The sequence below is a fragment of the Selenomonas sp. AB3002 genome, from assembly GCF_000702545.1.
GTDB classification, from domain to species: Bacteria; Bacillota; Negativicutes; order Selenomonadales; family Selenomonadaceae; genus Selenomonas_B; species Selenomonas_B ruminantium_A.
Map to the genome: position 1 here is coordinate 111,221 of NZ_JNIO01000007.1, position 25,266 is coordinate 136,486.

Annotated in this window: 24 protein-coding genes; 10 read left to right on the plus strand and 14 right to left on the minus strand. The window is 51.9% G+C overall.

Annotation, left to right across the window (positions count from 1 at the left end):
* Positions 1 to 122: 122 nt before the first annotated feature.
* Positions 123 to 635 (plus strand): hypothetical protein, encoded by a 513-nt coding sequence (locus P159_RS0106285; RefSeq protein WP_029542485.1) that lies wholly within the window; start codon positions 123 to 125, stop codon positions 633 to 635.
* 150 nt (positions 636 to 785) lie between these two features.
* Here P159_RS0106285 and P159_RS0106290 read toward each other — a convergent pair whose 3' ends face one another.
* Together P159_RS0106290 and P159_RS0106300 are read right to left on the minus strand one after the other, a co-directional pair.
* Complete coding sequence (locus tag P159_RS0106290) at positions 786 to 1,241, minus strand: hypothetical protein (RefSeq protein WP_185753648.1); 456 nt, start codon at positions 1,239 to 1,241, stop codon at positions 786 to 788.
* A gap of 162 nt (positions 1,242 to 1,403) precedes the next feature.
* The gene (locus P159_RS0106300) at positions 1,404 to 2,132 is read right to left on the minus strand and encodes a LytTR family DNA-binding domain-containing protein (RefSeq protein WP_029542488.1); all 729 of its coding nucleotides are present in this window, start codon (positions 2,130 to 2,132) and stop codon (positions 1,404 to 1,406) included.
* 143 nt (positions 2,133 to 2,275) lie between these two features.
* Here P159_RS0106300 and P159_RS0106305 point away from each other — a divergent pair, with 143 nt between their 5' ends.
* The 4 genes from P159_RS0106305 (at position 2,276) to hydG (ending at position 6,447) form a co-directional block, all read left to right on the plus strand.
* The gene (locus P159_RS0106305; protein ID WP_029542490.1) at positions 2,276 to 3,073 is read left to right on the plus strand and encodes a GHKL domain-containing protein; all 798 of its coding nucleotides are present in this window, start codon (positions 2,276 to 2,278) and stop codon (positions 3,071 to 3,073) included.
* Entirely contained in the window at positions 3,067 to 3,384 is a 318-nt protein-coding gene (locus tag P159_RS0106310) for a hypothetical protein (RefSeq protein WP_029542493.1), read from the plus strand. The genes P159_RS0106305 and P159_RS0106310 overlap by 7 nt, the downstream gene beginning before the upstream one ends.
* On the plus strand, positions 3,368 to 4,573 hold the full coding sequence (gene hydF, locus P159_RS0106315; RefSeq protein WP_029542494.1) for a [FeFe] hydrogenase H-cluster maturation GTPase HydF: 1,206 nt from the start codon (positions 3,368 to 3,370) through the stop codon (positions 4,571 to 4,573). The genes P159_RS0106310 and hydF overlap by 17 nt, the downstream gene beginning before the upstream one ends.
* Positions 4,574 to 4,998: 425 nt before the next feature.
* Positions 4,999 to 6,447 (plus strand): [FeFe] hydrogenase H-cluster radical SAM maturase HydG, encoded by a 1,449-nt coding sequence (gene hydG, locus P159_RS0106320; RefSeq protein ID WP_029542496.1) that lies wholly within the window; start codon positions 4,999 to 5,001, stop codon positions 6,445 to 6,447.
* A gap of 378 nt (positions 6,448 to 6,825) precedes the next feature.
* Here hydG and P159_RS0106330 read toward each other — a convergent pair whose 3' ends face one another.
* From P159_RS0106330 to P159_RS0106345, 4 genes are all read right to left on the minus strand, one after another.
* Positions 6,826 to 8,520, minus strand: coding sequence for a [FeFe] hydrogenase, group A (locus P159_RS0106330; RefSeq protein ID WP_029542500.1), 1,695 nt, complete (start codon positions 8,518 to 8,520; stop codon positions 6,826 to 6,828).
* Positions 8,521 to 8,522: 2 nt separating this feature from the next.
* On the minus strand, positions 8,523 to 10,424 hold the full coding sequence (gene nuoF / locus P159_RS0106335; protein ID WP_029542502.1) for an NADH-quinone oxidoreductase subunit NuoF: 1,902 nt from the start codon (positions 10,422 to 10,424) through the stop codon (positions 8,523 to 8,525).
* The gene (locus P159_RS0106340; protein WP_029542504.1) at positions 10,411 to 10,902 is read right to left on the minus strand and encodes an NAD(P)H-dependent oxidoreductase subunit E; all 492 of its coding nucleotides are present in this window, start codon (positions 10,900 to 10,902) and stop codon (positions 10,411 to 10,413) included. The genes nuoF and P159_RS0106340 overlap by 14 nt, the downstream gene beginning before the upstream one ends.
* Before the next feature lie 231 nt (positions 10,903 to 11,133).
* Complete coding sequence (locus P159_RS0106345; RefSeq protein ID WP_051650199.1) at positions 11,134 to 11,553, minus strand: cytidine deaminase; 420 nt, start codon at positions 11,551 to 11,553, stop codon at positions 11,134 to 11,136.
* Between the two features lie 632 nt (positions 11,554 to 12,185).
* Here P159_RS0106345 and P159_RS0106350 point away from each other — a divergent pair.
* Genes P159_RS0106350 through P159_RS0106360 form a run of 3 tightly spaced genes read left to right on the plus strand, consistent with a single transcriptional unit; the run spans position 12,186 to position 16,877 of the window.
* On the plus strand, positions 12,186 to 13,292 hold the full coding sequence (locus tag P159_RS0106350) for an efflux RND transporter periplasmic adaptor subunit (RefSeq protein ID WP_029542507.1): 1,107 nt from the start codon (positions 12,186 to 12,188) through the stop codon (positions 13,290 to 13,292).
* Positions 13,289 to 16,321, plus strand: coding sequence for an efflux RND transporter permease subunit (locus P159_RS0106355; protein WP_029542510.1), 3,033 nt, complete (start codon positions 13,289 to 13,291; stop codon positions 16,319 to 16,321). The genes P159_RS0106350 and P159_RS0106355 overlap by 4 nt, the downstream gene beginning before the upstream one ends.
* 1 nt (position 16,322) lies before the next feature.
* Positions 16,323 to 16,877 (plus strand): TetR/AcrR family transcriptional regulator, encoded by a 555-nt coding sequence (locus P159_RS0106360; protein ID WP_029542512.1) that lies wholly within the window; start codon positions 16,323 to 16,325, stop codon positions 16,875 to 16,877.
* A gap of 38 nt (positions 16,878 to 16,915) precedes the next feature.
* On the opposite strand, the gene P159_RS0106365 is transcribed toward P159_RS0106360, so the two are convergent.
* From P159_RS0106365 to P159_RS0106395, 7 genes are all read right to left on the minus strand, one after another.
* On the minus strand, positions 16,916 to 17,377 hold the full coding sequence (locus P159_RS0106365; protein ID WP_029542514.1) for a CYTH domain-containing protein: 462 nt from the start codon (positions 17,375 to 17,377) through the stop codon (positions 16,916 to 16,918).
* Between the two features lie 315 nt (positions 17,378 to 17,692).
* Complete coding sequence (locus tag P159_RS0106370; RefSeq protein WP_029542517.1) at positions 17,693 to 18,241, minus strand: hypothetical protein; 549 nt, start codon at positions 18,239 to 18,241, stop codon at positions 17,693 to 17,695.
* Between the two features lies 1 nt (position 18,242).
* Complete coding sequence (locus P159_RS0106375) at positions 18,243 to 18,863, minus strand: hypothetical protein (protein WP_029542518.1); 621 nt, start codon at positions 18,861 to 18,863, stop codon at positions 18,243 to 18,245.
* A 220-nt stretch (positions 18,864 to 19,083) separates the two neighbouring features.
* Positions 19,084 to 19,953: a zinc metalloprotease HtpX gene (htpX, locus tag P159_RS0106380; protein WP_029542521.1), complete on the minus strand. Its 870-nt coding sequence runs from the start codon at positions 19,951 to 19,953 to the stop codon at positions 19,084 to 19,086.
* Between the two features lie 260 nt (positions 19,954 to 20,213).
* The gene (locus tag P159_RS0106385; protein ID WP_029542523.1) at positions 20,214 to 20,918 is read right to left on the minus strand and encodes a TerC family protein; all 705 of its coding nucleotides are present in this window, start codon (positions 20,916 to 20,918) and stop codon (positions 20,214 to 20,216) included.
* A gap of 214 nt (positions 20,919 to 21,132) precedes the next feature.
* Positions 21,133 to 21,516, minus strand: coding sequence for a calcium-binding protein (locus P159_RS0106390; protein WP_051650200.1), 384 nt, complete (start codon positions 21,514 to 21,516; stop codon positions 21,133 to 21,135).
* A 295-nt stretch (positions 21,517 to 21,811) separates the two neighbouring features.
* Positions 21,812 to 22,810 (minus strand): Fic family protein, encoded by a 999-nt coding sequence (locus P159_RS0106395; protein ID WP_318253523.1) that lies wholly within the window; start codon positions 22,808 to 22,810, stop codon positions 21,812 to 21,814.
* 513 nt (positions 22,811 to 23,323) lie between these two features.
* Between P159_RS0106395 and P159_RS20985 the strand changes: the two genes are divergently transcribed.
* Positions 23,324 to 23,482, plus strand: a complete 159-nt coding sequence (locus tag P159_RS20985) for a hypothetical protein (protein ID WP_221174072.1) — start codon at positions 23,324 to 23,326, stop codon at positions 23,480 to 23,482.
* Complete coding sequence (locus tag P159_RS18500) at positions 23,479 to 23,937, plus strand: Fic family protein (protein ID WP_221174073.1); 459 nt, start codon at positions 23,479 to 23,481, stop codon at positions 23,935 to 23,937. The genes P159_RS20985 and P159_RS18500 overlap by 4 nt, the downstream gene beginning before the upstream one ends.
* Positions 23,938 to 24,000: 63 nt before the next feature.
* Here P159_RS18500 and P159_RS0106405 read toward each other — a convergent pair whose 3' ends face one another.
* Complete coding sequence (locus tag P159_RS0106405; protein WP_029542528.1) at positions 24,001 to 25,260, minus strand: glycosyltransferase; 1,260 nt, start codon at positions 25,258 to 25,260, stop codon at positions 24,001 to 24,003.
* Positions 25,261 to 25,266 lie beyond the last annotated feature (6 nt).

Here is a 25,266-nt window from a genome sequence, read left to right on the forward strand (position 1 = left end):
TTCGCCCCTCCCCCCTGAAGAATCCTTCTTTTCCTCCAAATTTTTCATAGCCACTCATGTCCACAGATGATATAATCTTCTCGTTGCAATCTACGCATATTGTTCGGAGGAGGAATAGTCTGATGAAAAGAATGTTTTTGTCCCTGGCGCTCCTGTTGCTGCTCTCTGCAGCCCCTGCTCAGGCAGCCCAGTGGATTCCCTGGCCTGCACCGGAAAATACCAACGGGGAGCAGGCGCGGTTCAACAGGTTCTTTGACAAGGAAACGGTGCGTTTTCTCTACAAGGACGGAGATATCCAGAGCATTTACTTCTGGTGCAAGAACGTGCCTGTAAACGAGTCAAAACTAGACCATTTCATCACTCTGAACTGCATCAATATCAACAAGAACGGCGCGGAGAATACCAATGTGGCAGAATACTTCTCCCTGTTCACCATGCGGAGCAAGGACGGTCAGAGCCTGGCAGACAAGCATGAGAGCTGGACTTTCTTCGGTGAGAACAACGGCACCACCCTCAAGGGCATGGACGTGATCTTCGAGGAGCTGAAAGCCGACACCGATGAGGAGAGACTCACCCGGGTCATCAGCAGCCCTCTTGATGTGCAGAAAGAGGTACTGCCTGAGAGCGTATTTTAATAAAAAAATAAAGGGGACAGGCTTTTGCGGCCTGTCCCCATATTTTTATGCTTCTATCCTTCTCCAACTCCGATGGTCCCCCTTCCCAGAGGGGAAGGCTTTTTTGCAGCCTCCCTCCAGAAAAGGTTTGTGCATAATGGTAGGGAATTATTATATTTTCCAGACGATATTCCTTTCGTCCGGGAAAATATCAACTGTACGCTCCGGCATCAATAAGGTGCCGTCTACGAAGTGTGTGAATTCTTTCATTACTGCCCTCTCCAGGAGGGCCTTGACATCCTCATAATTGCTCCAGAATACGAAATAATAATGGTTATCTATGGAGCCTGGCAGGCGAACCTCCCCTCCGGGTGTGAGGTATACATAAGGTTCGTCTGCCGCCAGCTCGAAATAAGCCCGGAGCCTTCCTTCATCATCCTTCCCCCCATGAATGACCGCTTTTTCCCCGTGCGGCATTCCCGATGAGGCGCCTGTTGGAGATATGCTCCTGCACTCGCTGTAGGACCGTAAATCTTTTAGCCCTGTAACAGGAGCATATAGCTTCCGCCCCACCCCAGAGGTTCTTGGACAGATATTGAAGGAAGAGAGCGTGGAGACTAAAATCACATTTGCCACCGTGCTGGCGAAGGAAATTCAGTCCCTCCGGCAGGAGGCTTTCCCGGTGGCGTAGAATTGTTAAATTTGGGAGTATTGCACTCCTTTGCATAGACACATCTCAAAATTGCCCCTCGTGTCAGAGATGTTCCAGTCTATATGCATCATCTTTTTTCATCTGTGAGCCATATAATGAACGTAGGCGGTCTTAGTCTCTTTCTTGCGCCTTACGCTGATGGGAACGCGGCTGCCGTCCTTCATGATGAACTCATCATCATCCATGCGCCGCACCTGTTCCATATTGATGATGATGCGGTGGTGGCACTCGATGAACCTGCTGTCCCCGGACAGGAGGTCCAGGACACGGGCATAGGTCAGGCGCGCCTGCACTGTCTCATCCACCAGATGGAAGGAAAGGGTATGGGAAGCACCTACCTCCACATAGACGATTTTCCGCAGGGGAATGGCTATATCCCTGCCCTCAACGGGTATGGTCACGGTGCGCTCGCTGGTCATCATCCCCCGGAACACATGGTCAAGGGTGTGGTTGAAGTCACCACTGTTCTCTGCCAAAGGCTTCATGAGATAACCCGAGGCAAAGACCCGATACCCCTCCAACAGGTGGTCCTGGCTGGTGGTGAGAAAGACAATGGGTACGCGCTCATCCTTCATCCGCACAGCCTCCGCTGCTTCCATGCCGGTCATCTTGTCCATGTAGATGTCCAGCAGCAGCAGGTCAAAGCGCCCCGGGTCAAATACCGAAAGAAGTTCCTCTGCGTTCTTGAAGGTGGCAATAGACAGGTCGTTCATGACCTCAGGATGACGGGAAGAAAGATACCGCAGCAGGTAATCCTCTGCCATCTGCAGATCCTCTACTCTGTCATCGGCAATGGCAATATGCATCTGTGCCCCCTCCTCTTAATCGTCTCTTAATTAAGCCAAAATTTCTGTTTATTGCTCTTATTCTCACATCAACAAAATAACATAAGTCAAGTCAAATTGAAAACAAGCTCCTCAGAATTTATACAGCCCTGCTGCCCACGGTGATGGTGGCCGGCTTCGTAACCCTCATTGCCGATGCCGCCCTCTGGCATTCCTGGGAAGAGCGAATTGGCAGGCTGCTGCTGCCCGTGGCTTTCTTCCTTTCCTATCACTATATCCTGGGCACCAGCCGCCTGCTGTACAATAATGAGAATATCCGCCGCCGCTCGGAGCTGCAGCAGCGGGAAATTGCCTGGCTGCAGGAGGAACAGCAGCGGGTGGCCGACAGCCGTCAGCAGGCACAGCAGCAGCAGGAAAATCTCCTGCATACCTATGAGAAGCTGCAAGAATACATCGAAGGGGACCGCATCAGTGATGCCCTGGCCCTGATTTCCCAACAGGAAAAAATCCTGGCCTCCTCTGCTGTGCGTCCCTACACCGACTCCCCCATCCTCAACGCCGCCATTTCCATTTACCTACGGCGGGCGGAGGTCATGGGCCTCACCGTAGCCGCCAAGGTGAACCTGCCCAAGGAACTACATACCTCCGAGGACGAGCTGGCGGTGCTCATCTCCAACCTGCTGGAAAACGCTCTGAAAGCGGCGGCAGAGACAGGCAGGGGCGGGGAACTTTCCTTCATCCTCCAGCATATTGATGACCAGTGCGTACTGGAGATAACCAATCCCTGCTGCACTGTCCTGCGCCTGGACAAGGACGGCCTGCCCAAAACCACCAGGAAAGGCCACGGCCTGGGCATGATGTCCCTGCGCAATTTCCTGAAAAGATACCACGGCTACGCCGACTTCACCCAGGAAAGGGGCACGGTCTGCGTATCACTGTACTGGGAGGACACGCCATGCTGACTTTCGCCATCCTGCTGACCCTGAGCCAGATTCTGGCCGCCTGGCTCATCTTCACCAGAGAGGCCAGGAAGAAAAGCCAGCAGGAACACATCAATGACCTGCTGCGGCTCCAGCTGGAAGCATTGAAAAGGGAGACTGAGCACACCAAAGAGAGCATACAGGCCACCAAGATACTCAGACACGATTTGCGCCATCACTACCTGCTGATGTATACTTTGCTTAGTCAAGGGGAAAAGGATAAAGCGCTGGAGCATATTGATATGCAGCGCCAGGAACTGGAAAGGATGAAAGGCAATGCTGGAAACACCTAAAGGCAGCCGCCTGCACATCGGCATCTTCGGCCGGGTGAACAGCGGCAAGTCTTCTTTGATAAACGCCCTCACAGGGCAGGACCTGGCCGTGGTTTCGGAGGTGCCGGGGACTACTACGGACCCGGTGAAGAAGGCGGTGGAGCTGAGAGGAATCGGCCCCTGCCTCCTCATCGACACCGCAGGCTTCGAAGATGAAGGAGAGCTGGGCTCCCTGAGGCTGGACAAGACCAAGGATGCCGCCCGGGAGGCAGATATGGCCCTGCTGGTGGTGAGCGCAGAGGAAAAGCCCGGTGATGGCACCCCGGAAATGCGCTGGCTGAAAATCTTCCGCAAGCGTGGCACCCCAGTCATCCTGGTACTAAGCAAGACCGACCTTGACGCCCCCCTCACCTGGCAGGCCAAAAGCTGGCAGAGGCTCACGGGCCTAAGGCCTGTCTTGGTCAGCGCCCAGGAAAAGAACGGTCTCTCGGAGCTGATTGAGCAAATCAATGAGCTGCGGCCGGAGAACTACGACCTGGATGATATCACGGGAAACTTGGCCAAAGCCGGGGATAAGGTACTCCTCATCATGCCCCAGGATATAGAGGCCCCCAAGGGCAGGCTGATACTGCCCCAGGTGCAGACCATCAGGCATCTGCTGGACAAAGGGTGTCTGGTGAACTGCTGCAAGACCGGGGAAATGAAGGCCATGCTCTCTTCCATGAAGGCACCGCCGGATTTGGTGATTACAGATTCACAGGCCTTCAAGCAAGTGGAGGAGCTTTGTCCCAAAGAAAGCAAATTGACCTCCTTCTCCGTGCTTTTTGCAGGCGTCAAGGGAGATTTGCCCTTCTTCGTAGCATCAGCCAAGAAACTGGCTACTCTTGACCATACGGCAAGGATACTCATTGCCGAAGCCTGCACCCATCAGCCTCTCCACGAGGACATAGGCAGGGTGAAGCTGCCCCGGCTGCTCAGGAAGAAGCTGGGGGAGAAAATCACCATAGATATCGTAGGGGGCAAGGATTTCCCCGAAGATCTTTCTGGATATGATTTGATTATTCACTGCGGAGGGTGTATGTTTAATAGGAAGTACATGATGTGCCGCGTATGCCAGGCCCAGGGGCAGGGAGTGCCTATGACGAATTACGGGGTGGCGATTGCGGCACTGCTGGGGATACTTGGCAAGGTTGCCTTGCCAGAACAGTAAAAGCATTGCATGATCAGGCAATCTTTCCTATCTTCCTATGGCAAAATTAGAACAATTATGTTACAATGTAAACAGAAAAAACCTCCTGCGGCTAACAGGAGGCGGGCTACTGGTAAACGGTCAGCCCTCTGTACCTTTCTAGTTAATATACAAGATTAACCGCCCAGGTTTGGAAGACTGCAGGGCGGTTATTTCTTTATGACAATAACGATAAGGAGAATAAGAAGCAACTGAAGCGTCAAATTATCCATATCTGTCACCCCCTCTGCCGATCGACCACGCGCTTCTAACGCCAGCTTTGATGAGAGGACTAACCGCCTACCGTTCTGTAGCTTAGAACTATTGTACCAAAATAACGCCTTGCTGACAAACAAACATCTTGCCGTAATCAAATCTACGATAATTCACCAAAAGGGGATACAAGTATGAGCAGCTATGATCCTAAATCACTCAAAGCAGAAGAATTCATCAACCATGAGGAAATACTTGCAACACTGGAGTATGCGGAGGCCAATAAGGATAATTATGCCCTGATTGACGAGATACTGGAGAAGGCGCGTCCTGTGCCAGAGGGGACGGGGTGCCATTGCCGGGGACTTTCTCATCGAGAGGCTTCGGTGCTTTTAGCTTGCGATGCCCCGGCGCGGGTGCAGCGCATGTATGAGATTGCCGAGGAGATCAAGCAGGCTTTCTATGGCAACCGCATCGTGCTCTTTGCCCCTCTTTATCTTTCCAACTACTGCATCAACGGCTGCGCTTACTGCCCTTACCACAGGCAGAACAAGAACATCCCCCGGAAGAAGCTGACCCAGGAGGAAATCAAAGCCGAGGTCATCGCCTTGCAGGATATGGGCCACAAACGGCTGGCCATCGAGGCTGGTGAAGACCCGGTGAATAATCCCATCGAGTACATACTGGACAGCATCAAGACCATCTACTCCGTCCACCACAAGAACGGGGATATCCGGCGGGTGAACGTGAATATCGCCGCCACCACCGTGGAGAATTATCGCAAGCTGAAAGAGGCTGGTATCGGCACCTATATCCTCTTCCAGGAAACCTACCACAAGGAACACTACGAGGAACTGCACCCTGCGGGGCCAAAGCATGACTACGCCTACCATACCGAAGCCATGGACAGGGCCATGGAGGGCGGCATAGACGATGTGGGACTTGGCGTGCTCTTTGGGCTGGACAGCTACAAGTACGAGCTGGCAGGCCTTCTCATGCACGCAGAGCATCTGGAAGCTGTCCACGGAGTGGGCCCCCACACCATCAGCGTCCCCAGGGTTAAACACGCTGACGATATCGACCCTGGTGCCTTTGACAATTCCCTGTCTGACGAACTTTTCACCCGCCTGGCAGCCATCATCCGCCTGGCTGTGCCCTACACGGGCATGATCATCTCCACCCGGGAGTCAGAAGCAGTGCGGAAGCGCATGCTGCAGGTGGGCATCTCCCAGATCAGCGGCGCCAGCCGCACCTCCGTAGGAGGCTACAGCGAAGAGGAGCGTCCCCACGACACTGAGCAGTTCGATGTGTCCGACCAGCGTACCTTGGAAGAAGTCATTTCCTGGCTTATGGATATGGGCCATATCCCCTCTTTCTGCACCGCCTGCTATAGAGAAGGGCGCACGGGAGACAGGTTCATGAGCCTCTGCAAGAGCGGCCAGATACTGAACTGCTGCCATCCCAATGCACTGATGACATTAACCGAATACCTTGTTGATTATGCAGGCCAGGAGACACAGGAGAAGGGCTTCAAGCTCATTGAAGATGAGCTGAAGAAAATCTCCAAGGAGAATGTCCGCAAAGTCGCGGCAGAGCATATCGAAGCCATCAAGAACTCTGAGAAGCGTGATTTCCGCTTCTAAATTGATTGAAAACCAGCAGCCTAAATGGTATAATGAGCATAAGAAAAGCCTCCTGCTGGAACAGGAGGCGGGCTACTGGTAAACGGTCAGCCCTCTGTACTTTCTTTTGGTATCTATAAAGATTAACCGCCAGAGTTTTGGGGACTACGGGCGGTTATTTCTTTTTGTTGACAGCGAGGATAATGAGAAGTATCAGCAAAAGCTGAAGCGTCGTATTGTCCATGCCTGTCACCTCCCATCTGCCGATCGACCGCGCGCTTTGAACGCCAGCTTTGATGAGAAGGCTAACCGCCTACCGTTTTGTAGCTTGAAAAAGTATAGCATAATAAAGCCACCCCTGCAATTTAAGTTGCAAGGGTGGTTTTCTATTACCCTGATTTAATTCTGCGACTGATACTCCACGTGCATCAATTCATGCTCCCTGCCCTTCAGAATACCGTTATAAAGATATTCTATGACGGGATTCTGGTCAGAGCGCTTGATGCTGCTGAGCTTGTCAGAGCGGTATAGGCCGGCGCCACGGATATCCTTGCCCTCGGCATTGGTGAAGGGCTGGCCGCCCCCGCCTACGCAGCCTCCGGGGCAGGCCATGACTTCGATGAGGTGGTAGTCTGCCTCACCGGCCAGCACCTTGTCTATGAGCTTATCTGCATTGCCCAGGCCGCTGACTACGGCGATTTTCACCTGGGTGCCTTTGTAGTCGATATTTGCCTCCTTGATGCCCTGCATGCCCCTGATGCCCGTGAAGGCCAGGGCTTTCTGCTCTGAGCGGCTCTTGTCCGACATCAGGTGACGCAGCACTGCTTCCGTGACGCCGCCGGTGACGCCGAAGATGGTGCCGGCGCCGCTGATGGTGCCGAAGGGCATGTCTATGCTCTCAGGCTCCAGGCTCTCGAAGTCAATGCCGAACTCCCGGATCATCTGGACGATGCCCTGGGTGGTGATGACGTAGTCTACATAGGGCTTGCCGTTTGGCGCCAGGAATTCCTTTCTCGCCGCCTCTGCCTTTTTCGCCGTGCAGGGCATCAATGCAACCATGACAGTTTCCTGCTCTGCCTCTTTGTAATACTCCTTGATGACAGGGGCAAAAATCTGCATGGGGGACTTGGTGGTGGAGATGTGCGGCAGCAGCTGGGGATAGCGGTTTTCCGCATGCTTCACCCAGGCAGGGCAGCAGCTGGTGAAGAGGGGCAGCTTCTCCCCCTTTTCCACCCGCTCCACGAATTCGGCGGCCTCCTCCATGACGGTGAGATCCGCCCCCACCACCGTGTCGTAAACCTCCTGGAACCCCATGTAGTGCAGGGCCGCCACCAGCTTGCCCATGACGTTCTCCCCCTCAGGGAGGCCAAAGGCGTGGCCCAATCCCACCCGCACGGCCGGGGCAATCTGCACCACCACTTTCTTCCTGGGGTCATTGAGGTCGGTGCGGAGCCTGTCGCGGTCGCTCTTGATGGTGATGGCCCCCGTTGGACAGACGGCGGCGCACTGGCCGCAGCCCACGCACTCCGTTTCCCCGATGGGCTTGTCAAAGGCGGTGAAAATGTGCATGTGGGAGCCACGGAAGGCGAAGTCTATGACGCCGATATTCTGCACCTCGGAGCACATGCGCACGCAGTCCCCGCAGAGTATGCACTTGGACGGGTCACGGACGATGGAATAGGAGGAAGTGTCCTTGGGGCTCTGGTTGTAGTCAGTGGGGAAGCGCACCTCGCTGACGCCGAAGCGGTGAGCCAGCTCCTGCAGGCGGCAGCGGCCGCTCTTGGTGCAGGTGGTGCAGTCACGGCAATGGTTGGCCAGCAAGAGCTCCAGGATATTTTTCCTGTACTTCCGCAGGCGGGGCGTGTTGGTGAGAATCTTCATGCCCGCCTTGGGAGGCGTGGAGCAGGCCGCCATCAGGCTGCCCCTTTCCTCATCCTCCACCATGCACATGCGGCAGGCGCCGTGGATGGAAAGCTCCGAATAATAGCAGAAGGTGGGCAGGTCGATGCCCCGCTTGCGGATGACACCCAGGATATTCTTTTCCCCTTCGATTTCCACGGGGATATGGTCGATGGTCATAAATTTCTGTTCCATATTCAACCCTCCTCAATGGCATGGAAGGGGCACACATTGAAGCAGGTGCCGCACTTGATGCACTTTTCCTGATCTATGGTGAAGGGAGACTTCACCTTGCCGGAAATGGCGTTCACCGGGCAGTTGTGGGCGCACTTGGAGCAGCCGCGGCACTTTTCCGGGTCGATATGGTAGTGCTTCAGCTTCGCGCAGGCCCCCGCCGGGCAATGCTTGTCACCGGGCTGGGTATGGGCCTCGTATTCCTCCCGGAAGTTCTTGATGGTGCTGACCACGGGATTGGGCGCGCTCTTGCCCAGGCCGCAGAGGGCAGTGTGGGAAATGGTATCGGAAAGCTCCAGCAGCAGGTCAATATCCTCGGGCCGCCCCTCGCCGTTGGTCATGCGGGTGAGGATCTCCAGCATGCGCTTGGTGCCCTCACGGCAGGGAATGCACTTGCCGCAGCTCTCGTTCTTGGTGAAGTTCATGAAGAAACGGGCCACTTCCACCATGCAGGTCTTGTCGTCCATGACCACCAGGCCGCCGGAGCCCATCATGGCTCCGATTTTCTTCAGGGAGTCAAAATCCAGGGGCATCTCCATATCCTTCTCCGTAAGGCAGGCTCCCGAGGGGCCGCCAATCTGCACGGCCTTGAAGTTATGTCCTTCCCTGATGCCGCCGCCGATATCGTAGATGACCTCCCGAAGCTTGGTGCCCATGGGCACTTCAATGAGGCCCGTATTGGAGATATTCCCTGCCAGGGCAAAGGCCTTGGTGCCTGGGCTGTTTTCCGGACCAATGGAGCGATACCACTGGGCGCCTTTTTCGATGATCAAAGGCACATTGGCAAAGGTCTCAACATTGTTCAGCACCGTAGGCTTGCCAAAAAGGCCATGCTCCACCGTGCGGGGCGGCTTCACCCTGGGCATGCCCCGCTTGCCCTCGATGGAGGCGGTGAGAGCGCTGCCCTCGCCGCAGACGAAAGCGCCCGCCCCACGGTTGATGCGGATATCGAAATCATGGCCCGAACCTAAGATATTCTTTCCCAAAAGGCCGTACTTGCGGGCGTCCCTGATGGCCAGATTCAGCCGTTCCACCGCCAGGGGGTACTCAGCCCGCACATAGATATAGCCCTGGCTGGCCCCGCAGGCCACGGAGGCTATCATCATGCCCTCCAGCATGCGGTGGGGGTCACCCTCCATGATGCCCTCGTCCATGAAGGCTCCCGGGTCCCCCTCGTCGCCGTTGCAGACGATGTACTTCACATCGCTCTCATAGCCCCTGACCTGGGTCCACTTGCGCCCCGTGGGGAAGCCGCCGCCTCCCCGGCCCCGCAGGTTGGAATCGGAAATCTCCTTAGTAATCTCCTCCGGAGTCATATCAAAGAGAGCCTTTTCCAAAGACTCATAGCCCCCCACCGCCAGATATTCCTCTATGCTGTCGGCAGCGACCCTGCCGCAGTGCTCCAGCACCAGGCGGGTCTGCTTCTGGAAGAAGGGAATCTCCTCCGCCCTGTCATAGGCCTTGCCTTCCTCATGATAGAGCAGCCGCTCAAGAACTTCCCCGCCCTTGATGCTGCGCTCCACAATCTCGGCACAATCCTCCGGCCTGACCTTGGTATAAAGCCACCCCTCAGGGTCAATCCTCACCAGAGGCCCCTTCTGGCAGAAACCGGGGCAGCCGCTCTTCTTCAAAGCCACGCCGCACCTGGCGCTCTCCTCTATATCTTCCTCCAGCTTTACCAGGCAGGGAATATCAGCTTCCTTCAAGAGCCGCTTGAACTCAGCGTAGATATCCAAAGCCCCACCCGCTACGCAGGCCGTGCCGGCGCAGACGTAAATCCTTCTTTTCTGTGCAGAGAGAAGCTCCTTTGCCTTGCCCCGCACCTCCTGCAAAGCCTCCCGGCTGGATAGCTTAGTTGCAAGCATAGCTGTCCTCCTCCCGCACATTAGCAATAAGTTCCCGGGCCTTCTCCGGGGTCATGGCCGCATGAACCTTCCCGTCCAGATTCAGCACCGGGGCCAATCCACAGGCACCCAGGCAGGACACAGTCTCCAAAGTGAACATCATGTCCTTGGTAGTAGCCTGCTCCGGGGAAAGGTCAAGAATCTTCCGCAGCTCCTCGATGACGGGAATGGACTTCCGCACATGGCAGGCCGTGCCGTCACAGATCTTGATGATATGCCTGCCCTTGGGCTCCAGGGAGAAATTCTCATAAAAAGTAGCCACCCCGTAGATACGTGCCTCGCTGATGCCCAGCTTTTGGGCAAAGAGAGGAAAGACCTCTCTGGGCAGATAGCGGTATATCCCCTGTGTTTCCTGCAGGATGGAGATGATATTTGTCTTATCATAATCATGCCGCCGAAGTATCTCTTCCAAAGCATCATAATCCAGTTCTTCAGCCATGCAAACTCTCCTTTCATGATAATAATACTCATTACAATTCATTCATAAAAAGCAAAAAACTTGCCCCCGAAGAAGCAAGTTTTCAATCAAACTCCCGAACTCTCGAACTCCTGGGCCCCACGGATGGGGCCCCTGTGGCCGTTGAATTTAGGACAAATTCAAGGCCACGTTTTCTTTTGGTTCGTTTTCTTTGCGCCAAAGAAAATGAACAGACGGCAGTAGAGGAGGGCTCTAATCTTCATCCTTATACGTGTGATTATCAAGGGGTTCATTCCCATAAGGCAGCAAATCCGTCAGCGGCAGCACCTGCGCATCCCCATTCATATCCGCCATCACCACATAAGGCACATTGAACTCAGCCAGCAGCTGGCAAATAGCCCCATTAGGCACAAAAGGCCGCTCCGTGTTGCAGATAAAAGCAATGGCATCAAACTCCCGCTTCCCGTCTGCCACCGCCTTGTACATAGCCACCTCCCCTGCCCCAATGGACAGGTTGCGGATGGCATTCTCAATAGTGCAGCCGGTGTAGATGGTGCCATCGCTGGCCATGACACAGGCGCCTATACCTACCCCGGAATAGGGCACATAAGCATTCCTGATGGCATCAGAGGCAGAGCGAACCAGAGTATCTATCAGTTCCTCATTGATCATTTCATTCAGCTCCTTCCCATAGTTATCCGCTTCCCCTATTCGACACGGACAGCCTTGATTCCTTCATGAAAACTAGCTGAAAAGGTGTAAACTAGTAAATTATCCACATAACTATCCACAGTTGTGGATAACTGTGGATAACCCCACTATCCAGCAGAGTAATAATTTCACTTTCCTTCCTATTTGTAATAAGCAGATTGTGTACAAATCTCAGTAATCCACAGATACTCCTGTGGATTATGTGGATAAGTGGAAAAATCCGCCTATATTTACTCTAAAAACCTTCAAATTCACCATATTTTGTGCACACAATCCACAGATTACCAGGTGATAATGTGGATAACTTTTTTCAGCTTCGTTTCACAAACAAGCTGTGGATAAAAATAGCAAGTTTTCCACAAACAGTCCACAGAAAAATTTTGAGCACAAAAAAGAGCCCCAGGTTATCATCCTACGGGCTCTTTTTCCGGTTTTTTGGCATGAGCTTAATTTCTTACTCCCATTGTCCCTAATTATATCACAATATTTTATTTAATAATAGAATGATATTATAAGACCATATTGACTTATTTTATTCGAAATGATATCATCATCTCAAATAAGTCAATTCAGTCTCAAAAGGAGTGTTTCAGTTGGAGAACTTCACGATAAAAAAGCAATATCTCCTGCCAGCCATAGCAGGCCTTGCCTTGCTGCTGGGTGGTGGGTTCTTCCTTAACGGTGAGGAAAAGGAAGAAGCAAAGCCTCAGACTCCCCTTTCCGTCAGCGTCACCAGGGCAGAGATGAAGGAAATGCAGCAGGGACTTCGTCTCACTGGCACGGTGGAGGGCCTGACCTCTGCCATTATCTCTGCCCGCTACTCGGGGCAGGTGGAGGAGCTGAATGTGGAGAACGGGCAGCAGGTGCAGGCGGGAACGCCGCTGCTGCGCACAGACAGCCAGGAACTGCTGAACAATGTTCGGCTGGCGGAAAACAGCGTGCAGAAAGCAGCGGTGAATCTGGAAAACAACACCGCCATCCTGAACAGGCAGCAGAGCCTCCGGGATATCGGCGCCACCTCCCAGCAGAATCTGGAAGCAGCCCAGACACAATGGGCCGTCAGCAATGCCGAACGGGACGATGCGGCGGTAAGCCTAGCCATCGCCCAAAAGAGGCTGGCAGATGCCACCATACTCAGTCCTGTCACCGGCGTGGTAGCCAACAAGAACGTGACCCTGGGCCAGATGGTATCTGCGGGCACCCAGCTCATGACCGTGGAGCAGATTGATGCCGTCTATGTGACTGTGCAGGTGGAGCAGCAGGATATTGGCAAGGTGCAGATAGGCAAGGCAGCAAAAGTGAAGGTGGACACATATCCTGACAGGGAATTTGCGGGCACAGTGGCAGTCATCAACCCTGTGGCAGGCAGGGAAAGCCGCCTCTTTGCGGTGAAGATCAGAGTGGAGAATCCGGACTTTGCCCTGATGCCCGGCATGTTTGCGGAAATCCTGCTTTCTGAGGAAGAAGCCCGCTCTGTGCTGACGGTGCCCCGCAGCGCCCTCACCTCCCGGAAAGGACAGAACTACATCTTCATCGTGGAGGAGGGCAAAGCCAGGCAGCTTGCCATCGAGCCGGGACAGCTTTTCGACGAGGAGCTGGAAATAAAGAGCGGCCTGGAAGCAGGCAAAATGGTTATCATCGACAACCTTGACAAGCTCAAGGACGGCGATGCAGTTGCGACTTATGGAGGGGAAAAATGAGCCTGCCAGAACTCAGCATCAAGCGGCCTGTGCTGGCCACGGTGATGACGGCAGCCCTGGTTCTGCTGGGAGCGGTAAGCCTGATGAACCTTGGCATTGCCGAATATCCCAATATGACCTATCCCTATGTCTCCGTACAGATCACCTACGAGGGCGCCAAGCCCGAACAGATAGACAGCCAGATAGTGCGGAAGGTGGAAGAAGCCGTGGGAGAAGCAAGAGGCGTACGGCACATCACTTCCACTTCCACGGAAGGCACGGCGGATATAGGCATAGAATTTGCCATGGAGATAGACGCTGCTGCCGCCACGCAGGAAGTGCGGGATAAGGTCAGCGCCATCCGGGACGATCTGCCCAAGGGCATCAATGAGCCGGTAGTGGCCCGCTACGACATGAACGCCGACCCGGTGGCAGCCATCGCTATCACCTCGGATAACATGTCACAGCGGGAGCTTTCCATCCTGGTGGAGGACAAGGTCAAACCCGCCCTCCAGCAGATTGCAGGTGTGGGCAAGCTCTCAGTCTTCGGACAGGAAAAGAGAGAAATCCAGATGCTTATGCGTCCCGAATCCCTCAGAGCCTTTGCCCTCTCCCCTGCCGAAGTAGCGGACAATGTGGAAAAGGGACTGAAGGAAACTCCCGGCGGCGTGCTCAGAAACTCCATGGGCCGCCTTTCCCTTTCCACCAAAATACAGGTAGACCGCCCCCAGGATCTGGAAAATCTCATGATTGCCCAGCGGGGCGGCCAGCCCGTGTATTTCCGCCAGATTGGACAGACCCGTGACACCATCCAGGACAGCACTTCCGTGGCCCGCTATGACGGCATCCGTGGCATTGGCATCGAAGTGGGCAAGCAGTCCGGGGGCAATGCAGTGAAGGTGGCTGCTGATGTCAAGGCAGAACTCCTTAAGCTGCAGAAGGAACTGCCGGACACGGTGCAGGTCCACTTAGTTCGTGACGATGCCCAGCGCATCACGGACTCCATGCACGGGGTGTATGAGGACCTTATCCTGGGCGGCATCTTCGCCGTGCTGGTAGTGTTCCTGTTCCTTGGGGATATCCGCAGCACCCTGATCAGCGCCGTGACTATTCCTACTTCCCTTATTGCCACCTTCTTCGCCATGAGTGTGGCGGGCTTCACCATCAACACCATGTCCATGCTGGGATTAAGCCTGGCTATTGGCCTCCTTATTGATGATGCTATCGTGGTGGTGGAGAACATCATCAGGCACAGAGAAAAAGGGGAGAATCCCCAGGAAGCAGCTGCTCTGGGCACCAAGGAAATCGTACTGGCAGTCATGGCTACTTCCTTTTCCGTGCTGGCAGTATTCCTGCCCATGGGCTTCATGACCGGCTTTATAGCCTCCTTCTTCAAGGAATTTGGCTTGACCATCAGCTTTGCAGTACTGATTTCCCTCTTTATCTCCTTCACCCTGACCCCCATGCTGGCGTCCAAATTCCTGCGGCCGGAAGTTCAGGGCACGGGCTTCATTGCCGCCAGACAGCAGGCCTTCAGCCGCTGGTTTGACGGACTGGCCCTGCGTTACGGTGAACTGCTGAGCACCATACTCGCCAAACATCGCAAGCAGACAGCCCTCATAGCCCTGCTCCTCTTCCTGGCCAGCCTGAGCCTCTTGAACCTGATTGGCATGGATATGCTGCCCTACAGCGATAAGGGGCAGTTCACGGTGAAATACGAACTGCAGGACGGTGTTTCCCTTTCCCAGAAGGAAGCCTCCACCCAGCGGATAGCAGAAATCATCCGGCAGCACGAAGGAGTGGAGCATGTCTATGCCACCAGCAGCACCACGGAAGCAGAATCCATGTTCGTGAAACTCGTCCCCAAGGACGAACGCGAAAGCCAGACGGAAATCATAGAAAAAATCCGGCAGGAACTGAACGCCCTGCCGGGGGTGAAAATCTATGTGGAAGGCCTGTCAGATATGGGCGAGCGCCCCATTGCCGTAAGCCTCACGGGCACAGATATGGCAAAACTGGGAGAAGCCTCGGATATAGTGGTGAAGGCTCTGGAGGAAATGCCCGGGGCCATCGATGTCACCAGCTCATACCGCCCCGGTTCTCCCCGTCTGTCTGTAATCACCAAGGAAGCCAGGGCACATGACCTGGGCGTGACTAACGAAGTGATCGGCAACACGGTTTCCACCCTGATTGAGGGCAAGAAAACCGGCAAGTTCAGCGACACGGACGAGCAGGTGGATGTGCGTCTGCGCCTTACGGAAAGCGCCCGGGAAAAGCCCAGCCAGTTGTCCTTCATACAGGTGCCCACAGGCAAAACAGACAGCGCAGGCCTTTCCCGGCTGGTGCCCCTGTCCTCCGTGGCAGACTGGAAATATGAGACCAGCCCCGCCTCCTTGCGGCGCTATGACAGGCAGATGGAAGTCCGCGTCTCCGCCAACGTCAGCGGCATTTCCCTGGGAGAATTTGAGGAACAGTGGGCTGAGAAGCTGGAAACTTTGGAACTGCCCGCAGGAGTCAGCACCGGCAGTGCCGGCGAGGCCACGGAAATGGACGAGACCATGGGCAGCATCATCCAGACCCTGGTGCTGGCGGTGGCCTTTATCTTCATGATACTTTCCGCCCAGTTCGAGTCCTTCCTGGAGCCGCTGGCCATCATGGCCGCCCTGCCCCTGGCCTTTATCGGGGCTCTCCTGGGACTGCTGCTTTTCGGCAGCGGTTTCTCCATGATTTCCGGCATCGGCCTGCTGCTCTTGATGGGACTGGTTACCAAAAATGCAATCCTGCTGGTGGACTATGCCAAGGTCAGGATGGCTGAAGGACACTCTGTCAATGAAGCCCTGGTCATGGCAGGCAAGGCCCGTTTCCGCCCCATTCTCATGACCACCATCGCCATGATGATGGGCATGGTGCCCCTGGCTCTGGCCCTGGGGCCGGGGGCGGAAGCCAGAGCCCCCATGGCCCACGCCATACTGGGAGGGCTGGTGACCTCTACCATACTTACGCTGGTTGTAATACCCTGTCTGTATAGTCTATTGCATAGGAGAAATTAACATGGCTTACGATAGAGATGAACTCTTAGCGAAAATGGCTGACGCCCTGGCTGACAACCCCGGCTGCACCATGAAAGAACTGGCGGAAACCGTAGGCATCAGCAAGGCCAGCCTGCACCGCATCTACACCAATAAGGAAAACATCTGCCAACAGTTTGGCGGGAAGGAGCAGGAAATCCTCAGGGATATCAAAGCCATCATCAACGAAAAAAAATCCCCCTGGCTGGAGGATCTGCAGGCAATCATTGATATCCTGGCTGACAATGCCCCCTTCGTGCGCTGCATGGGCAGGGAACCCCTCCCCGGCCAGGTCAGCGAAGCAGAATGGGAGGAATTCGACAAAGATCTATCCGGATTCTTCCGCCGTGGCAAGGAGGAAGGCATCCTCAAAGGGGACTTCTCCTCTACGGAAATGAACGACATATTCTTTGGCCTCATCACAGGCCTTATCGAATCCATGTCCATGAGGCAGAGCAATCCCAGAGCGGTAAAGCGCATTGCCTACGACGCGCTATTAGGCGGCATCTACAGGCCGCTGGACATAAGCCCCAATTAAAAAATCGGCTTGAGCTTTTGCCGCTCAAGCCGATTTTTTTACCAATTCTTGTAGGGATTCTTCGCCAGATTGCAGTTGAAATACCGCGCGTCCGTGGAAACTTCCTCACGCAGCCACTCCGGCTTCTCAAAAGACTCCTCTTCTGCCCCCAGCTCAATCTCCGCCACCGTCAGGCCTTCATTATCCCCGTGGAACACATCAATCTCCCACTGTCTGCCGTTGCCAGCGGGCAGGAGGTACCTGTGCTTCTCTATGATTGGTCCCTGGCAGAGCTTCAGCATGGCCTCCGCATCGGAGAGAGGCACCTCGTACTCATACTCCATACGGGTGACGCCGTTCACATTGCTCTTGACGGTTAGATAACCATGGCCACTGCGAATCCGAATCCGCACCGCTGCCGTCTCATTAGCCGAAAGATACCCCTGGGCGATATAATCCCCCTGCCCCTCCGGCTGCCATCCCTCTTCCACCAGAAACTTGCGCTCTATTTCCTTTGCCATTTGTCTACCTGCCTTTGAAAATTGACATTTTTCACTAAAAAAGTTATAATTGACTTACCAAAAGAGCACCGCCTAGCGGTTCGCCCTTAGTGGAGAATAAAAAACCCGCCAAGAGTTGGTGGCTAGTGGCGGGGTTAGTCTTTAACGATGGTGAATATTAGTGTGAGTATTGCTATGATTAGTGACAGGATCTCATACAGCGTCATATTCATGCTCTCACGCCCTTTCTTCAGGGCGAAGACAACTCCGCTTAACGGTGCTCTCTAAGTATAACATCTAAAAACGCCTATCACAAGATAGGCGTTTTCTTATTTCTCAGCTCTTCTTTTCCTTATACCTTATGCTCTCGATGCTCTTTTCCGCCATCTCCTTGCCCTGCTTGCTGCCCTCATGGTAGAAGTAAGTGAAAACGTAAAGATTGGGGTCGGTATCTATGGTCACTGCCTCTATCTCGAAGGGCTCTCCCTCCTTCGTGCCGGTGATGGTGTATTTCTCCATGGGAATGTCGTTGACCGTTATTTCCTCCTTGCTGGTGAGCTCAGGGGATTTGATGCGGTATCTCTGGAGAGTGGTTTCCAGCCTGTTCTCCAGCATATCTTCCTTCCGCGCGGACTTCCTTTCACTGGTAGTATGGGCATCCACGAACAGGCTGTCGCACTTCAGCTGATGGACAGCCCAGCCCTGGTCGTGCTCCTCCAGCCACTCCATCTTCTCCGGCAGGTCCACCCAGATTTCCCTTTCCTCCGTGGCGGCAAAGATAGTGGAGTTCCAAAAACATGACAGATTTTCAAAATACGCCTGGCCCATCAAGGCAAAAAACAGGGCAATAATTCCATATAAAAATAAATATACTCTTCTGCTCATGTCAACCTCTCTCTATGGTATAAAATCCCAGGGAATCCAGGCATTTTTCCTTCAGATCCCGGCTCTCTTCATCCTCATCATCCCACAGCAGGCAGACGAAGAAAACGTCCCCGTCGCCCCCCACTATGTTAAGGGCCAGCATCTGGGCCGACAGCTGGCCGCCGTCTTTCCTGTCTACCTTTTCCTGTACCGAGTAGAAAGGCACCTCATGGAGCTCTAATTTCTCCTCCTTCTCCACCACAGGATTGGCGTCATCAAGCCCAAAGGCAGCATTCAGTCCCTCAGGGGTGAAGAAATGTCCCACCGTATCCTCCTCGCCACGTGGGTCATTCTTCTCCCCATGTATCACATAGGCAATCAGCTTGGACCCCTTGGCCTGGTAAAGGTCCGCCTGGCGGAAGACCGTATCCCTGGCATTAAGGGAACGGTCACTTGCCTTGGCGGGAATATCCATGTAAAACTCCTTCTCCCCGCCATCCATGCTGATTTCCAGGGGGTACCAAAGGGTGGAAAAATCATCATGCTCCAACTCATTATTCCCATGCAGGGATAGATTGCCATGATTGAACAAAAAAGCCGCCACCATCATCAGGGCGCCCATAAGCCACATGAGAGACTTCATCTCACCCGCCCCCTCTCATCAAATGCCAGCCGCTTTGCTTCCCAATAAATCCTGTAGTACATCATATTCTGCTCCTTTGCTGTGTCATCTGGTAAAACTGAAAACAAAAATAAAGATAAAGAAAATCATTGCCATCTGGCAGCAAGGGCATTATATCATCTGGTTATTAAAGGCGCATTAAAACCCCCGGCAAAATATCTGCAGGGGGCTGAAAAACATATTAAAGACGCATCAGTGCAGCCTGCTGCCTGAGCCTTGCGATTCTCTCCTGTGTATCAGGATGAGTGGAGAAGAGGCCCTGGAGCATCTTGCCTGCGCCCTTCAGGGGGTTGATGATGAACATGTGGGCCGTAGCCTGGGTGGCCTGAGGCATAGCTGCGGCATGAGTAGCATAGTACTCAATCTTCTCCAGGCCATTGGCCAGATAGTTCGGATTGCCGCAAATCTCTGCGCCGGTCTTGTCCGCATCATACTCCCGGGAGCGGGAAATAGCCATCTGGATAAGGCTGGCGGCAATGGGAGCCAGGATAATAGTGGCAATCATGCCGATGAAGCCGCCCCCATTATCCTCATCATCGCTGTTGCTGCTGCCGAAAATAGCCGCCCACTGGAGCATATTGGCCACATAAGTGATGACCGAAGCCATGGTAGCCGCAATGGTGGAAATCAGGATATCCCTGTGCTTCACATGAGCCAGCTCATGTCCGATAACGCCGGAAAGCTCCTCGTAATTCAAAGTACGCATGATGCCGGTAGTAACCGCCACCACTGCGTTATCCGGGTTGCGCCCCGTAGCAAAAGCATTGGGCACATCGCTATTGATAATAGCCACCCGGGGCATAGGAAGCTCAGCATTAGCCGCCAGCTTCTCCACCAGCCCATAAAGCTCAGGAGCCTGCTCCCTCTCAATAGGCTCTGCCCCATAAGATTTCAAAACCATAGTATCGCAGAACCAGTAAGTACCAAAATTGAACACCAGGGCCAAGATAAGAGCAATAGTCATGCCCCCCTTGCCACCAACAGCCCCGCCAATAGCCATCATCAAAGCCATCAAAAGAGCCATCAAAGCCGCCGTCTTAATGGTATTCATTACAATCCCTCCTAAATCAAAATCATCCCAAAGAACACTCAACGATTCAAACCAATCGAACCCCGAACCCCCGAACCCCAGGGCCCATGGATGGGCCCCGCGGACGCGGAAATCATAGGATGTGATTTCAGTCCGCTGTCTCTTTTGGTTCGTTTTCTCTGCGTCAGAGAAAATGAACAGACGGAATGAAATTAAAAGTCAAAAAGTCAATTACCTAACTCAATTTTACTTAAAGACAAAAAGAAAGTCAACTACTTGCCTCAACTTTCCTTAGCAGCCTCCCCTTTGCTCCTGTGATTGAGCCAGTACCCCAATCCCAGCACCAGCACCACAAACCCAACTTCCATAAAGAGACTATAAGGCTCAAGCCCTGCTCCCAGCCCCTTATCAGCCACCATGAGCTTGGCAGCCGTAAAGCCCAGCAGCGCCGCGCCGGCATATACCAGCGCCGGAATCTTCTTCATCAGCAGCAGGAAGAACTGTGCCCCAAAGAGCACAATGGGAATGGAAATCAAGAGACCAACGATAATCAGGCTCCACTTGCCCTCCGGCACCGTATTGGCCACGCCGGCCAGTGACAGCACATTGTCGATGCTCATGACGAAATCCGCAATGAGAATCGTCCTGATAGCCCCCCAGAAAGAAGCAGGAGCCTCAGACTTCTCCTCCCCCTTGTGATCAACCAAGAGCTTCACCGCGATGTAAAGCAGCAAAGCACCGCCCACGAACTCCAGATAAGGCAGTGCCAGAAGCCCCGTAGCAAACAGCGTGCAGACAATGCGGATACCCACCGCACCCATGCCACCAACCAGGATAGCCTTGCCACGATTATGCTCCGGCAAGTTCTTGCAAGCCAGAGCAATGAGGATGGCATTGTCACCAGAAAGAATCAAATCCAGCAGGATAATACCAGACAAAGCCGCAAACCACTCCGGGGAAAACATCCCAGCAAATAAACTTTCCATCAAACCACTCCTCCTAAATATTCTCCAAAATACTAGAAAAGACCTTGTTCCAAGGCGAAAACGCCCCGGAACAAGGTCTTGCTTGCTAATAATAGCCTGCCCTACCGGAAGAATCATCTTCGTATTGACGATAAAAGCAGTTCAGCTACTCCCCTTGTGGGATTACAAGAACAATATAGCACAAAATACACTGCCTGGCAAGAAAAATACTCTATCAAGCCTGGTAAATATTTATATGCCCATCGGAGTTGGCCCACTTGATCTGCTTGCCAACTGCGTTGTGGAGAACCATGCCCCTGTCATCTCCGGCATTGCCCCAGAGATGATCATTGCCAGTATCTCCGTAGAGTACATCGTTGCCATGCAGGCTTGCATCGAGGTCAGAGGCATCTCCCGTAATCAGATCATCGCCAGCTCCTGCCAGGATAGTATCATTTCCCTCGCATCCCACAAGGATATCAGCGCAATCATTACTACTAGAGCCGTTATCATCACTGCCAATAATGTAATCATTGCCTGCATTGCCATAGAGACTGTCTGCTGCGTTCGTGCCCTGCAGGATTTGATTATTACTGCTTACAACCCAGTCTTTTTTCATCTTGCCATCCCCTCCATAAGATAAATCCTGGGAGCAGTCGCCTATCCACAGGAAAAACTAACTCCCAAACATCTTTAATATTAAGCTACTCATTCATCATAATACTTACTTTAGGATTCTTTTCTGTGCTCATTTTCCTTCAACCGACCTTTCTGTGCATAATCTCATAACACCATAGCACAAATGCCCCCCACGAAAAGACATCGAAGATATTTCCCCACGAAAAAGCCCTAGGCAAACTCCAGCTGCCTAGGGCTTTCCATATCCGTTTTTTATGCCTATTTTACCTCAATCCTCAACTCTTCGCATAGCAAGTGCTTCTCCCCGCCCCCATTCGCACGATAAAGCCTTCTTCCGTAAGTCTCTTTAATGAGGCCTCTATAGAAGCTCTGCCTATGCTGGGGCAGCTTATGAATACATCTTGTTTAGTGAACTTTCCTAATTTCTGCGAAGCATATTTTTTTACTATATCATAAGCGGTACTCTTACTGCCTGCTAACTCTGCTATAGTTATCCTGCGTTCAAAATCGCGATAGCAAGCCAGCATCACACCAAGCATATACTTAATGAAGGGCACAGGGTCATGCTGTTCTTCCAGCCAGCCTTGGTCAGAAATTCGCAGATCCTCATAATAGCTTTCCTTGGTATCAGCAATAGCTTTCTCTATGCTTATATACTTCCCAACCATATAGCCACTGCGATAAAGAAGCAACAGGGTCAGCAGACGGCTCATGCGTCCGTTGCCATCATTGAAAGGGTGTATGCAAAGGAAATCAAGTATAAAGCAAGGAATGAGTATCAGCGGCGATACTGCTTCCCTTGCCAAAGCCTCATTGAAACTACGGCAGGCCTCTTCCACAGCCGCCGGAGTCTCATATGGTTCCAGTGGTCTGAAAAGCACTATTTTTTCCCCATCAGGCAGAATCATATCAATCTCATTGGGCGTATTCTTGAAAGTTCCCCCATAAGATATATCAGTCAATTTCAGCAAATCTCGATGGAGCTGAAGTATATGATTGGCTGTGAGCGGTATATGCTCATAACTCTCATGAATAACATTCAGCACATTGCGATAACCAAGGATTTCCTTCTCATCTCTGTTGCGAGGAATAGTCTTATCGGCCACTAGCTGCTTCAGCCTGGCCTCTGTAGTGACAATCCCCTCAAGGTAGTTCGAAGCCTCTGTGCTCTGAATCCTGGCAATCTCCACCAGCCTCTTGAGTTCCACAGGCTTCTGGCGTATATAAAGCTCATGCCGTCCCTTGTACTCCTGAATCTTAGCTATATAGGACACAATTTGGCTATCCCAAGAAGCCTCTTTCAATTTTCCATAATCAAAACGACGCATATTTTCTCCTAATATAATACTTTTATCCCAATATTACTATAAATTTAGGAGAAAAGCAACAGAAAAAGAACATACAAGTAATGTATGCCCATTATCAAACACAAAAAGCGGCTTGCCACAACAAGCCGCCCCGTGTCTGGCTCCCTTCGCGTGTTTAGAAGCACGCTATGCAAGCCATGGTCTTCCTTCGCAATATCGAAACATCCCTTGCGGCAAACCTGCTTTTATGGTTGCTCGTCCAGCTTCTCGGCAGGTAAAAACTGAGAAAAAACAGCCATACCTGACAGCCTTCAGCAAGCTGGGCAGGGAGAAAAGCCGCCTTGGGGCGCAATGTCATTTAGTTAAGCATCATTGCCCCAAATGCCTGCCCCTTGAGGGGAAGGCTTAACTTAATGACATTGCCGCCATGGGGGCATCTATCACAAAATCCAGATAGAGCTCACATACAACTCCAACCACATGGAAGGCAGTCGCCTCACCGCAGAGGAAACCAGCTACATCTACGAAACCAACACCATAGGCCTCTCCGGCGGCACCATGAATGTGAATGACATCGTAGAAACAGCCAATCATTTCCAGTGCATCAACCTCATCATAGACGAAGCCGCCCCCCCTTGAGCGAAGCTCTCCTCAAAAAACTCCACGCCATCCTGAAAAACGGCACCGCCGATGCCCGCCTTGATTACTTCGCCGTAGGAGAATACCAAAAGTTCCCCAATGAGGTAGGAGGCAGGGAAACTGCCTCCCCGGAGGAAGTGGCAGACAGGATGAAAAAGCTGCTGGCAGAATACGCCGCTGCTGAAAAGGATCTGGATGCCCTGCTGGATTTCCATTACCGTTTGGAAAGAATCCATACCTTCCAGGATGGCAACGGCAGGATAGGCAGGCTGATCCTTTTCAAGGAATGCCTGAAAAATAACATAGTCCCCTTCATCATCGAAGAGGACTTGAAGATGTTCTATCATCGTGGGCTGAGGGAATGGGAAAAAGAGAAAGTATTCCTGCGTGATACCTGCCTCACCGCCCAGGACAGGTTCAAGAGGTATTTGGATTATTTTAGGATTGCGTACTGAAATTTACGCATATTCCCCACACAAAATGTACTACAATTTATCGCCAACAAGCATGAGCCATCACTACATCCCCATTATGTATCTGTATATTCTTGCTTGTGTATCTCGCAAGTATGCCCCTCCCTCGCTTGGTTTAAAAAGACATCTGCCATCAAAGAAATCTACTTCTTCATAAAAGCCACGCTGATTGAGATACACATACCACCTATCATAATCAGCTGACACGATAACAATCATACTATCATTTTTGTCATTTATAGCATCTATTGCAGACATTATTTCCTTATGATTTTCGGCTTTAAAAAAATAATCATTTTCATAGAACGGACAAACTGTTTTTACAGCTTTTTCACTGCCGATATTGGCAATATATATATGTCTTTTCCGTTTGTGAAATGTCATCCAATATTTTCTCAGATATTCTGTCTGCCTGTCAAGCAGCATGTAACCGCACTGGAAAGCCTTCATCATGAATATACGATCACACCACGGGGTTTTTAAAAAATAATGCCAGAATATATGATTATATGGTCTTTCTGGTTGAGCATTAAGCCATATCCCAACATAATGAAATATCATTTTTATTTCTAATGGATCTTTATATGCACCCTTGTAATCCAATTCAGTAAGATGATTATAACAATTAGGCAGTATGTGACATTTTCCAGAGAAAAGATAGTTCAATATATCTTGATCATAGTAACGCCACTCAGGATGTTCTCGAAGAATTTTATCTGCCATATGCAGTAAATATCCATTACCATGCAGACGTATTTTCTCTAAATTCATCACTAATACACCTGCATTGAAATAATCATCTACATCTATATATTTCCCCACTGTATCTTCCAGTATTTTTCTTCCAGTAGTTGTAAGCCAAGCATCTCTTACTGCACAGATACTTGCAATTTCATCTGATATTTCCATAGACTGATTCCATAATTCAACAATATCAAGATTAACTATAGTATCTGCATCTAAATATATGATTTTTTTTATGTCATCTGTCAATATTTCAGGTAACATTAATCGATAAAATGTTGCTGATGTATGTCCACTATTTGCCATATATTCATAACTTGAAACCGAATTTTTTAAGTCAACCTTATGAAAAATTATCATCTGACCATAACTTCTGGTTAATTTAATCATTAAATTTCTATTTTCAATCGATAATGAATCATCATATAAAATGTGTACGGTCAAATAGCTATCAGTATTGTTAAATATTGAACACATAGATGTCCCCAATATCTTGCTATAAGTCCCATTTTCATCGTGTATGCCATAGCACACGTGTATCATTTGATTTTCATTTTCCATACCACT